Source organism: Amycolatopsis vancoresmycina, assembly GCF_000716785.1.
GTDB classification, from domain to species: domain Bacteria; phylum Actinomycetota; class Actinomycetes; order Mycobacteriales; family Pseudonocardiaceae; genus Amycolatopsis; species Amycolatopsis vancoresmycina.
Genome location: NZ_JNYY01000007.1, coordinates 259,333 through 271,403, shown reverse-complemented (window position 1 = coordinate 271,403; position 12,071 = coordinate 259,333). Strand labels below are relative to the sequence as shown.

General features: G+C 71.8%; 10 protein-coding genes and 1 tRNA gene. All 11 read left to right on the top strand.

What is annotated here, in order from left to right; all coding sequences use genetic code 11:
• Window positions 1–7: 7 nt before the first annotated feature.
• The 11 genes from OO60_RS19600 to OO60_RS19550 all read left to right on the top strand — a co-directional run bounded on the left by OO60_RS19600 (window position 8) and on the right by OO60_RS19550 (window position 12,000).
• On the top strand, window positions 8–841 hold the full coding sequence (locus OO60_RS19600; protein WP_003070124.1) for an IclR family transcriptional regulator domain-containing protein: 834 nt from the start codon (window positions 8–10) through the stop codon (window positions 839–841).
• A 207-nt stretch (window positions 842–1,048) separates the two neighbouring features.
• Complete coding sequence (locus tag OO60_RS19595; RefSeq protein ID WP_003070126.1) at window positions 1,049–1,633, top strand: nucleotidyltransferase family protein; 585 nt, start codon at window positions 1,049–1,051, stop codon at window positions 1,631–1,633.
• Window positions 1,634–1,661: 28 nt separating this feature from the next.
• Complete coding sequence (locus OO60_RS19590) at window positions 1,662–2,531, top strand: AAA family ATPase (RefSeq protein WP_033261849.1); 870 nt, start codon at window positions 1,662–1,664, stop codon at window positions 2,529–2,531.
• Between the two features lie 46 nt (window positions 2,532–2,577).
• On the top strand, window positions 2,578–4,344 hold the full coding sequence (locus OO60_RS19585) for a hypothetical protein (RefSeq protein WP_003070132.1): 1,767 nt from the start codon (window positions 2,578–2,580) through the stop codon (window positions 4,342–4,344).
• Between the two features lie 312 nt (window positions 4,345–4,656).
• Window positions 4,657–4,733: transfer RNA gene (locus tag OO60_RS19580), tRNA-Arg, on the top strand.
• A 20-nt stretch (window positions 4,734–4,753) separates the two neighbouring features.
• Entirely contained in the window at window positions 4,754–5,866 is a 1,113-nt protein-coding gene (locus OO60_RS19575) for a vWA domain-containing protein (RefSeq protein WP_033261821.1), read from the top strand.
• Window positions 5,859–6,971 (top strand): XdhC family protein, encoded by a 1,113-nt coding sequence (locus OO60_RS19570; RefSeq protein ID WP_003068339.1) that lies wholly within the window; start codon window positions 5,859–5,861, stop codon window positions 6,969–6,971. The genes OO60_RS19575 and OO60_RS19570 overlap by 8 nt, the downstream gene beginning before the upstream one ends.
• 204 nt (window positions 6,972–7,175) lie before the next feature.
• The gene (locus OO60_RS19565) at window positions 7,176–7,700 is read left to right on the top strand and encodes a (2Fe-2S)-binding protein (RefSeq protein ID WP_003068341.1); all 525 of its coding nucleotides are present in this window, start codon (window positions 7,176–7,178) and stop codon (window positions 7,698–7,700) included.
• Complete coding sequence (locus OO60_RS19560) at window positions 7,700–10,141, top strand: xanthine dehydrogenase family protein molybdopterin-binding subunit (RefSeq protein ID WP_003068343.1); 2,442 nt, start codon at window positions 7,700–7,702, stop codon at window positions 10,139–10,141. The genes OO60_RS19565 and OO60_RS19560 overlap by 1 nt, the downstream gene beginning before the upstream one ends.
• Window positions 10,138–10,992, top strand: coding sequence for an FAD binding domain-containing protein (locus OO60_RS19555; RefSeq protein ID WP_003068344.1), 855 nt, complete (start codon window positions 10,138–10,140; stop codon window positions 10,990–10,992). The genes OO60_RS19560 and OO60_RS19555 overlap by 4 nt, the downstream gene beginning before the upstream one ends.
• 99 nt (window positions 10,993–11,091) lie before the next feature.
• Window positions 11,092–12,000 carry an SRPBCC family protein gene (locus OO60_RS19550; protein ID WP_003068350.1) on the top strand — a complete coding sequence of 303 codons (909 nt, stop codon included), beginning with the start codon at window positions 11,092–11,094 and terminating at the stop codon, window positions 11,998–12,000.
• The last annotated feature ends 71 nt before the right edge of the window (window positions 12,001–12,071 follow it).

Genomic DNA, 12,071 nt, shown 5'->3' with positions numbered 1-12,071 from the left:
GCCGGGAATGGACGTGACGAGGGCGCAGGTCGAGGTCGAGCTGGACGGTGAACCGGCGCACCGCGGTGCCCACCACGTGCAGTCGCTGGAGCGCGGCCTGGCCGTGATCAAGGCGTTCCACGCGGGAGCGGCGGAGCTCACCCTGAGCGACGTCGCCCGCGCGACGGGCCTCACCCGCGCGGCGGCCCGCCGGTTCCTCCTGACGCTGACCGACCTCGGCTACGTCCGCACCGACGGCAAGTACTTCTCGCTGACGGCCCGGGTGCTGGAGCTGGGCTACGCGTACTTGTCGAGCATGACGTTGCCGGAGGTGGCGCAGCCGCACCTGGAGCACCTGTCGGCGAGCGTGCACGAATCGAGCTCGGTCTCGGTCCTGGAGGGAACGGACATCGTCTACGTGGCGCGGGTGGCGGTGTCCCGCATCATGACGGTGAGCATCAACGTGGGCACCCGCTTCCCGGCGCACGCGACATCGATGGGCCACGTCCTGCTGGCCGGCCTCAGCAAGGCGGAGCTGGAGGCGTACTTCGTCGTGGCGGAGCTGAACCGCCTGACGGACCACACGGTGACGGCCCCCACTTCCCTCCGGGCCGAGCTGGCCAAGGTGGCCGGCCAGGGCTGGGCGATGGTGGACCAGGAACTGGAGGAAGGCCTCCGTTCGGTGGCAGCCCCGATCCGCAACCGCAAGGGCCGCGTGGTGGCAGCGGTGAACCTGTCGACCCACGCAAGCCGGACTACGGCGGAGTCGGTGGAGACCGAGCTGGTCCCCCCGCTTTTGGAGACGGCCCGGGCGATCGAAGCAGACCTTGCGATCGGCGCCCCGGACCGCGCCCATGGCTGAGTGGGCAGCCGCCACCCGGCGGCGGCCGACGACCGGAGGGCTGCCCATAGCAGCGGAGGTCGCGTTCGCTGTGTTCCTTTCTCCGCAGCCAGCGGCGGCCGGAGGCGCGGCATCGGCTGAAGTTCTGCTTCTGGCCAGCCAGGCGATCACCGCCGCACCGCCACCTCTCCCGCAGCCGCCCGCCTTCCTGACTGCCGGGGCCCCCTCATGACCACCCCGCCAGTCGCCGGGCTGCTGCTCGCCGCCGGAGCCGGGCGGCGGTTCGGCAGCCCCAAAGCCCTCGCCCAGATCGACGGCGACCCCCTTGTCCTCCGCGCCCTCCGCACCCTGACCGCCGCCGGGTGCGCGCCCGTCCGGGTCGTGGTCGGCGCCGCCGCCGATCAGGTCCGGGCCCTCCTCCCCGACCCCTCGCAAGCCGTCGAAGCCGCCGACTGGGCCACCGGCATGGGCGCCTCCCTCGGCGCCGGTCTCGCCGCCCTCGCCGCCACCCCCGAACCCGTCGCCGCGCTCGTTCACCTCGTCGATCTCCCGTGGGTCGGGCCCGACGTCCTCGCCCGCGTTGCCGCCCTCGCCGCCGCCGACACCGTCGCCCGTGCCGCTTACGACGGCATCCCCGGGCACCCCGTCCTGCTCGGCCGCCGCTGGTGGTCCGAGATCGCCGGAACCGCCCGTGGTGATCGCGGGGCCCGGGACTGGCTGGCCGGCCGGGCCGACCTCACGCTCGTCGAGTGCGGTGACCTCGGCAGCGGGCGGGACGTCGACCGGCCCGCCGACCTCCCGGGCCCGGCGTGAGCCCCGCTCGCCGCCTACGATCGTCAGCGTGACGGACTCGCCCGAAGAACTCGCCGCGGCGCTCGACGCCACCGGTTATCTCGCCGATGACGGGCTCGCGACCGCCGGTTTCCTCGCCCTGCGGATGGGGCGGCCCCTCTTCTGCGAAGGCGAGCCCGGGACCGGCAAGACCTCGCTCGCCCTCGCGCTGGCCACCGCGCTCGGGCGGCCGCTCGTCCGCCTCCAGTGCCACGAAGGCATCGACGCCTCCCAAGCCCTCTACGAATGGGACTTCCCGCGGCAGCTCCTGCACCTGCGCGCGCTCGAAGCCGCCGGTGACGGGCACCTCGACGTCGAGACCGCCGAACGTTCCCTCTACACCGAACGGTTCCTGCTCGCCCGGCCGCTGCTGCAGGCCCTGATCAGCGCACCCTGTGTCCTGCTCATCGACGAAATCGACCGCGCCGACGACGAGTTCGAAGCCTTCCTCCTGCAACTGCTCGACGAACACGCGGTCACCATTCCCGAGTACGGCGAGGTCCGCGCCGAACAGCCCCCGCTGGTCGTCCTGACCTCGAACCGGACCCGCGAAGTGCACGACGCGCTCAAGCGCCGCTGCCTCTACCACTGGCTCGAACACCCGGACCTGGTTCGGGAGGTCGCCATCCTGCGACGTAGGATCCCGCAAACAGGCGAAGTGCTGGCCCGGCAGATCGCAGAAGCGGTACACCGCCTTCGTGAAATGGATCTGCTGAAGCCACCGGGAGTGGCGGAGTCACTCGACTGGGCGCGAGCCCTGCTGACTCTGCAGCGTGACGAACTGGACGCGGCGACGGCGGCGCGGACACTCGGCGCAGTCCTGAAGTACAGCGAAGACCTCGACCGGGTCCGGGCGAAGCTCGACGCCCTCTTCGCCTGATCCCGGTGGGACGACGGACGAAGCCGAGACGGGGGAGGACCCGCGGATGAGCGTGGCGGAGACGACCGAAACGAGACCGGTGGCCGAAGCGGGGCCGGACCGGCCCGGGCCGGACGGCACAGCCACCGGACGCCGGGGGTGGCGGCCCCGGCTCGCCGCCGTCGCCGCGGTGCTCGGCGGGACCGCGCTGATCGCCGCGCACGCCTCGCTCTACGGCCGCTGGCTGATCGACGACGCCGCCATCACGTTCGCCTACTCGCGCAACGTCGCCGACGGCTTCGGCCCGGTCCTGCAGCCCGGCGCCGCGCCGGTCGAGGGGTACTCCAACCCGACCTGGATGGTCCTGCTCGCCCTCGGCAAGCTCGTCGGCCTGTTCGACCACGGCACGCTCTTCGGCGTCAACGACCAGATCCTCTTCCCCAAGGCCCTCGCGCTGGCCTGCTGCGCCGGCATCCTCGTCCTGTTTTACTTCGGCGCGAAGACGCTCACGCGCCGGCCCGCGCTGGTCACGTTCGCCGCCGGGGCCGCGCTCGCCGCGATCCCGTCCTTCGTCATCTGGTGCTTCTCCGGACTCGAAAACTCCTTCTACGCGCTGACGATCGCCGCCCTCGCCGTGCTGATCCTGCGCGCGGTGCAGAGCGGCCGGCTGCTCGACACCCGGATCGCCGCCGGTGCCGGGCTGATCGCCGTGCTCGCCGCGCTGACCCGGCCCGACGGGATCATCTACGCCGGTGCCTACCCGATCGTCGTCCTGCTGTTCCTCAAGCGGGACCTGCTCGGCCGCAGCGTCCGCGCGGTCGTCGTGTCGGTCGCCGGGTTCGCCGTGCCCTACGGCGCCTACGTGGTCTTCCGCTGGTTCGAATTCGGCCGGCTGGTGCCCAACACCGCCGTCGCGAAGGGGCAGCAGCCGCCGGACCTCGACGACCTCGCGCGGCCGGGCGAAATCGTCTCCTACGTGGGCTGGCTGGTCGTCGCGGTCGCCGTCGCGTGCCTGGTGATGCTGCTGGTCCGGCCGTCGCGGCTGCGCACCGGCCTGGTCGCGCTGCTCGTGCCGTTCGGGCTCACCGTCGTCGCCTACATCGTGCTCGAGTACGACTGGATGGGGCAGCTGCGCTTCGCGACACCGATCTGGACGCTCGGCGCGTTCGGCGGCGCGATCGTGGTCGTCGAGGCGCTGTCCGCGGCCCGGCTGCGCGGCCGGATCGTGCTCGGCTGCCTGCTCGTGGTGGCGCTGGTCAGCTCGCTGAGCGGGCTCTACACGCAGGGCACGACCTACCGCGCCAACGTCAAGACGGCGTTCTGCATCGTCGCCGAGCGCGACGCCCAGACCGTCAACGGGTTCGCGGACATCCTCAAGCTGCCCGACACCGCGCAGGTCGGCCTCATCGACCTCGGCGGGACGTCGCTGGGCAGCCGCATCCGGGTCCTCGACCTGGCCGGCCTCGGCGACAAGCCGATCGCCGACTACCTGCACGACGCCGACCTGCAGGGGCTGCGCGACTACGTCTTCACGAAGGCCAAGCCGGAGCTGATCACGTTCATCGGGTCGTGGATCACCACGCTGCAGTTCGACCAGGATCCGCGGTTCGACCGCGACTACGTGACGATCTTCGCCAACCAGGGGATCGGCAACTCGACGGTCGACTCGCGCAACTGGGTCAGCTACCACGTCCGGCGCGACCTGGTCGACCCGGCGAAGCTGGCGGAACTCCAGGCGTACGCCCAGAAGACGCTGACCCCGGTCCTGGAGCTGAACAAGACGGCCGGCCTGCGCGGCTGCGCGAACATCCAGCCCGGCACCAAGGCCGCCTGAACTCCGGAAACCACGTCCGCCTCGACAGTCTGCAATGGACTGCCGAGGCGGGCGTTTTTAATTGCGTTGCCTGCCGGCGGGGCATTCGGGCATCCTTTTCCCAGCACAGCAGAAACCGCCACCGAGAGGAGGAGATCGTGACCCGACGGCAGAACCGGAACTCGTGCGGCACGATCTCCCGAGCCGTTCGCTGACTTCCCTTTTCCTTCCGAAAAGCTCTTCGCGCCCACCCCTCGCTACCTTGGGTCGGCCGCGGCGAAGAGCGCGGTCTGCGCGCCCGTCCGGGGAGGGACGAGTGCGCAGACCGCCCCTGTCCCGGTAGCTCAGTAGGAGAGAGCGCGGCGCTACGAACGCCGAGGTCCGAGGTTCGACTCCTCGCCGGGACGCCAGAAAAGCGCACAATGGACGTATGACCACCGCCGCCGACCCCGTCGCCGGGTACGCCGGGTTCGCCGCCGCACTGCGCGAAGCCGGGGTTGCCTGCGACGGGCACCGCGTCGAGGCGTACCTGGCCGCCGTCGCCGAGATCGACGTCGCCGAACCGACCCAGCTCTACTGGGCCGGGCGCCTGACGCTGTGTTCGAGCCCCGACGACCTCCCGTGCTACGAAGAGGCGTTCAGCCAGTGGTTCGCCATCGAAACGACGACCCCGCAGCGCGCGAAGACCGCCGCTCCGAAGCAGGCCCGGATCGCCCCGCTCGCCGCCGCCGAAGGCGCGGACACCGCGGGCGGCGACGGCCCTGACCAGCTCAAAGTCGCCGCGAGCGCCCAGGAAGTCCTGCGTCACCGCGACCTCGCCGAACTCACCACGGCCGAGCGCGAACACCTCCGCGAGCTGCTGGCCACGCTGAAACCCGTGCCCCCGCGACGGCCGGCCGCCCGCCGCACGCCGTCGCGGCGCGGCCGCCTCGACCCGTCACGCACGCTGCGCGCCATGCTCGCCAGCGGCGGCGAACCCCTGAAGCTCGTCCGGGCGAAGCGCGGCAGCCGGCCCCGGCGGGTCGTGCTGCTCGTCGACGTCTCGGGTTCCATGAGCCCGTACGCCGACGCCCTGCTGCGGTTCGCCCACGTCCTGACGCGCTCGGCGCCCCAGTCCGTCGAGGTGTTCACCCTCGGCACGCGGCTGACCCGCGTGTCGCGGCAGCTGCGCCAGCGCGACCCGGAACGCGCGATGCTCGCGGCCGGCTCGGCGGTGCCGGACTTCGCCGGCGGGACCCGGCTCGGGGAGACGCTCCAGGCGTTCCTCGACCGCTGGGGCCGGCGCGGCGTGGCGCGCCGCGCGGTCGTCACGGTGTTCTCCGACGGCTGGGAGCGCGGCGACACCGGCCTGCTCGGCGAGCAGCTCGCCCGCCTGCGCCGGCTCGCGCACGCCGTATTCTGGGTGAATCCCCACGCCGGAAGGGCGGGGTACGCTCCGGTCCAGTCGGGCATCGTGGCCGCGCTGCCCCACATCGACCGGCTGCTGGCCGGGCACACCCTGGCCACCTTGGAACGACTGCTCGGGGAGATTTCCGATGCGTGACGTACTGGACGACGTGTTCCGCCGCTGGTCCGAAGGCGAGACCGTCGGGCTCGGCACCGTGGTCGCCACCTTCAGCTCGGCGCCGCGCGCGCCGGGCGCCGCAATGGTCGTCGCCCCCGACGGCACGGTCGCCGGCAGCGTGTCCGGCGGCTGCGTCGAAGGCGCGGTCTACGAACTGGCGCAGGAGGTCGTCGCCGAGCGCAAGCCGGTGCTGCAGCGCTACGGCGTCTCCGACGACGACGCCTTCGCGGTCGGCCTGACCTGCGGCGGGATCATCGACATCTACGTCGAGCCGGTCGACCGCGAGTCGATGCCGGAGCTCGGCGACGTGGTCGCGTCCGTGCGCGGCGGTGAGCCGGTCGCGGTCGTCACGATCATCGAGCACGAGCACGAAGGCCTGGTCGGCGAGCACATGATCGTCTGGCCGGACCGCACCGAGGGCTCGCTGGGCTCGTCGCGGATGGACGACGCGGTGGCCGACGACGCGCGCGGCCTGCTGGCCAGCGGCCGCACCGGCACCCTGCACTACGGCCCGGACGGGCAGCGCCGCGGCGAGGGGATGGCGGTGTTCGTCAACTCCTTCGAGCCGCCGCCCCGGCTGCTGGTCTTCGGCGCGATCGACTTCGCCGCGGCGATGGCCCGCATGGGCGCCTACCTCGGCTACCAGGTCACGGTGTGCGACGCGCGGCCGGTGTTCGCCACCACCAGCCGCTTCCCGGACGCGCACGAGGTCGTCGTCGACTGGCCGCACCGCTACCTGCAGGCGGAGGCCGACGCCGGCCGCATCGACCGGCGCACGGCGATCGCGGTGCTGACCCACGACCCGAAGTTCGACGTGCCGCTGCTGGAGGTCGCGCTGCGCCTGGACGTCGGCTACGTCGGCGCGATGGGCTCCCGCAAGACCCACGACGACCGGTTCGCCCGCCTGCGGGAAGCCGGGATCACCGAGCCGGAGCTCGAACGGCTGTCCTCGCCGATCGGCCTCGACCTGGGCGCCCGGACCCCGGAGGAGACGGCGGTGTCCATCGCGGCGGAGATCATCGCGCTGCGCTGGGGTGGCGGCGGCAAGCGGCTCGCGGAGCTGACGGGCCGCATCCACGGCTGAGTACGCCGACCGGCCGATAAAAGTTCACCCATCCGGAACTCCGCACATACGGAGTTGCGGCCCGCTTTCCGGCGTGTCTGCGGAACAGGTAGTTGAACGTGTGACATCAGGACTTGTCGGCGCGAGGGGCGCGTAGCACGCTCGGGGTTTGTGAGCCCGATCACGGTCGGGCAGGCCGTTCCCGAACCGGCTTTTGGAGGCCTGATGCGCATCACCGTCACCGTCGACGGGACCAAGTACACCGACGAAGTCGAACCTCGCACGCTCCTCGTGCACCACCTACGGGAAAAACTCGGGAAGGTCGGCACCGTCGTCGGCTGCGACACCAGCAACTGCGGCGCCTGCACCGTCCACCTGGACGGGCACAGCGTGAAATCCTGCTCCGTCCTGGCCGTGCAGGCCGACGGCTGCGAAGTCACCACCATCGAAGGTCTCGCCCGCGACGGCAAGCTGCACCCGGTGCAGCAGGCCTTCCACGACAACCACGCCCTGCAGTGCGGGTTCTGCACGCCGGGGATGATCATGCAGTCGATCGACCTGCTGGCCGACAACCCCGACCCGGACGAACAGGCCGTCCGCGAAGGGCTCGAAGGCAACCTCTGCCGCTGCACCGGCTACCAGAACATCGTCCGCGCGGTCCGCGACGCCGCGCAGAACATGAGTCCCGGCGCCGGCCCCGAAGCCGAGCGGATCGCCGAGAACAAGCACGTCGGCGTGGGTGGTGACTGATGACCGCCACGATCGAACCGGAGGTCGGCAAGTCCCGCCGCCGCAAGGAGGACGAGCGGCTGATCACCGGCCGCACCCGCTGGACCGACAACATCGCGCTCCCCGGCCTGCTGCACCTGGCCGTGCTGCGCAGCCCGTTCGCGCACGCCAAGATCGTCTCGATCGACACGGCGGCGGCGAAGAGCGCGCCCGGGGTCATCGCCGTCTACACCGCGCAGGACCTCGACCCGGACGGCGCGGTCGGCATGCCCTGCGCGTGGCCGATCACGCCGGACATGAAGGCGCCGCGCCGCCCGGTGCTCGCCGCCGGCACGGTCAACTTCGCCGGTGAAGGCGTCGCGGTCGTCGTCGCGCGCTCGTCCGCCGAAGCGCACGACGCGCTCGAGGAGATCGACGTCGAGTACGACGAGCTGCCGGTCATCCTCGACATGGAAGCCGCCATCGCCGAGGGCGCCCCGCTGGTGCACGAGGACCTCGGCACCAACACGAACGCGGTCTGGAAGTTCGACTCCGGCGAGGCCGGCACCGGCGGCAACGTCGAAGACGCGATCAGCTCGTCGGAGGTCGTGCTCAAGCGCCGCTTCCGCCAGCAGCGCCTGGTCCCGGCCTTCATGGAGCCGCGCGCCTGCGTCGTCGACCCGACCGGCGCGCAGATCACCATGTGGGCGGCCACCCAGGTCCCGCACATCCTGCGCGTGATGTCGGCGCTGACGCTCGGCATCCCCGAGCACAAGCTGCGCGTGATCGCCCCGGACGTCGGCGGCGGCTTCGGCGGCAAGATCGGCGTCCTGCCGGAAGAAATGCTGGCGCTGCTGATCGCGCAGAAGCTCGGCAAGCCGGTCAAGTGGAACGAGACGCGGTCGGAGACGATGCTCGCCGCGCACCACGGCCGGGACCAGATCCAGGACATCACCATCTCGGCGACCCGCGACGGCCAGGTCACCGGCCTCAAGGTCGAGCTGCTCGCCAACCTCGGCGCGTACAACGGCCTGGTCGGGCCGGGCGTGCCGATCCTCGGCGCGTTCATGTTCAACGCGATCTACAAGATCCCGGCGTACCACTTCGCGTGCACCAACGTGTACACGACGACGACGCTGACCGACGCCTACCGCGGCGCGGGCCGCCCGGAAGCGACGTTCGCGATCGAACGGATCATGGACGAGCTCGCCGTCGAGCTCGGCATGGATCCGATGGAGCTGCGCGAGAAGAACTGGATCAAGCACGAGGAGTTCCCGTTCACCACGGTGTGCGGGCTGACCTACGACTCCGGCAACTACGAGGCCGCCACCGAGAAGGCCAAGCAGCTCTTCGACTACGACGGCCTGCGCGCCGAGCAGGAGAAGCGCCGCGCGTCGAAGGACAAGGTGCAGCTCGGCATCGGCATCTCGACGTTCACCGAGATGTGCGGCCTCGCGCCGTCGCGGGTGCTCGGGTCGCTGGCCTACGGCGCCGGCGGCTGGGAGTACGCGTCGATCCGGATGCTGCCCACCGGCAAGGTCGAGGTCACGACCGGCGCGTCCGCGCACGGCCAGGGCCACGAGACGGCGTGGAGCCAGATCGTCGCCGACCAACTCGGTGTCGCGTTCGAGGACGTCGAAATTCTGCACGGCGACACGCAGTCGTCGCACAAGGGCCTGGACACCTACGGCTCGCGGTCCCTGGTGGTCGGCGGGATCGCCATCGTCAAGGCGGCGGAGAAGGTGGTCGCGAAGGCCAAGCCGATCGCGGCGCACCTGCTCGAATGCGCCGAGGACGACCTCGAGTTCGCCGGCGGCAAGTTCACCGTGAAGGGCACCGACACGTCCACGACGATGGGCGACGTCGCGCTCGCGACGTTCTTCGCGCACAACCTGCCCGACGGGATCGAGCCGTCGCTCGACTCGGACGCGACGTTCGACCCGGAGAACTTCTCGTTCCCGCACGGCACGCACCTGTGCGCCGCCGAAGTGGACACCGAGACGGGCCGGGTCAAGCTGCGCTCGTACGTCTGCGTCGACGACGTCGGCGTCGCGGTGAACCCGCTGATCGTCGAAGGCCAGGTGCACGGCGGGCTCGCGCAGGGCATCGCGCAGGCGCTGTTCGAGGGCACCGAACACGACGAGAGCGGCACGCTCACCACCGGCACGTTCGCCGACTACCTGCTGCCGTCGGCGGCCGACCTGCCGTCGTTCACCACCGACCGCACGGAAACGCCGTCGACGACGAACCCGCTCGGCGCCAAGGGCGTCGGCGAGGCGGGCACCATCGCGTCCACCCCGGCGGTGGTCAACGCGGTGATCGACGCCGTGCGGCCGTTCGGCGTGAACGACATCGAGATGCCGCTGACCCCGATGCGGGTCTGGCACGCCATCCAGCACGGCACGACCGACGCGGGCGGCCCCGGCCGTGCCGAGGCCGGCGGCGGGCTGGGCTCCATCGACGCCACCGGAGGTGCGCAGTGATCCCGGCTCCCTTCGACTACGTCCGCCCGTCCACAGTGGACGAAGCGGTGCAGGCGCTGGCCGCGGCGGGCGAGGACGCCAAGGTGCTGGCCGGCGGGCAGAGCCTGCTGCCGGTGCTGCGGATGCGCCTCGCGGCGCCGACCACGCTGGTCGACCTCGGGCGCGTCGCCGAACTGCGCGGTGTCCGCGAGGAGGGCGACGAGCTGGTGATCGGCTCGATGACGACGCACTACGACGTCCAGCGGGACGCCTTGGTGGCTTCGCACGCGGCGTTGCTCAAAGAGGCGACGGACACGGTGGCCGACCCGCAGATCCGCCACCGCGGCACCTTGGGCGGCGCGATCGCGCACGCGGACCCGGCCGGGGACCTGCTCGCGCCGGTCCTCGCGCTGGACGCGTTGCTGGTGCTGGCCGGGCCGTCGGGCCGGCGCACGGTGCCGGCCGCGGAGTTCTTCCGCGACCTGTTCACCACGGCGCTGGCGCCGGACGAGCTGCTGGTCGAGGTCCGCGTGCCCAAGCACACGGGGTGGCGGGCGCACTACGAGAAGTTCAACCGGGTCGCCCAGGCGTGGTCGATGGTCGCGGTCGCGGTCACCGTCCGTACCGAGGGCGGGGTCATCGAGGAAGCCCGCGTCGCGCTGACGAACATGGGTTCGACCCCGGTCCGGGCCTCGGGTGTCGAAGCGGCCCTGGTCGGCGTCCAGGCTTCGGCGGACTCGATCCGCGCGGCGGCTTCGCACGCGGCGGAGGGCACGAATCCGCCGGTCGACGGCAACGCCGACGTCGAATACCGCCGTCACCTGGCCGAGGTGCTGACCGGCCGCGCGATCGCGGCGGCGGCCGGCGCCTGACGCACGTTCCCGGGGCCGCGGCTCGTCCGCCGGGCCGCGGCCCCGGGACGGCTAGGGTGGGGTGCGGACACCCAGGTTCGGCAGAGAGGAGGTCGGCCCGTGCGGCTCGACCACGAGTTCACCGTCCCGGCACCGATCGGCGAGGTCTGGCAGGCGGTCGTCGACCCGGAGCGCGTCGCCCCCTGCATGCCCGGCGCGACGCTCACCAAGGTGGAGGGCGACAAGTTCAGCGGGACGGTGAAGGTCAAGCTGGGGCCGATTTCCCTGCTGTACAAGGGCAACGGCGAGTTCCTGGAGAAGGACGACGCCGCCCGCAAGGTGACGATCAAGGCCTCGGGCAAAGATTCCCGCGGAGCAGGCACGGCGGCGGCCACGGTGACGTTGACGCTGACGGAGACGGACGGCGGAACCCACGGAGCGGTGGCCACGGACCTGGCGATCACGGGCAAGCCGGCCCAGTTCGGCCGTGGGCTGATCAGCGAGGTGGGCGGCAAGATCCTGGACACGTTCGCGGGCTGCCTGTCGGGCAAACTGGCCCCGGCGGAGAACGCGGCGGAGCAGGGGACGGCCGGGAGGGCTCCGGCGGCGCAGGAATCGACCGCGCAGGCGGCGGCTGGGAAGGCTTCGGCGGCGCAGGCCTCGCCGGTGGCCGCCGGGAAGTCCCAGGCCGGGCAGGAGGCGGCGACCGCTCCGGCGGCACAGGCCCAGCCGGCGGCCGAACCGGCGGTGAAGCCGGTGCCGGATGCCCCGGGGCAGGCGGCCGAGCCGGTGGCCAAGCCCCAGCCGGCGGTGAAGCCGGCGCCGACCACGGCGGAGATCAACACGGAGCCGAAGGCCAAGCCGGCGGACCGCCCGGCGCTGCACAGCGTCCCGGCACCCCCGGAGACCGAGGCGATCGACCTGCTCGACTACGCGGGGCAGTCCGTGCTCAAGCGGGTGGTGCCGGTGCTGATCGGCATTGCCGCGGTGGTCGGTCTGGTCGCGATCGTGCGCGCGCTGCGGAAGTGATCTGACCTGAGTCGACGGTCCTGGTTGGTCTCGCGCTGGGTGGTGGTTGGCGCTTTGCGCGGGTGAGCTGG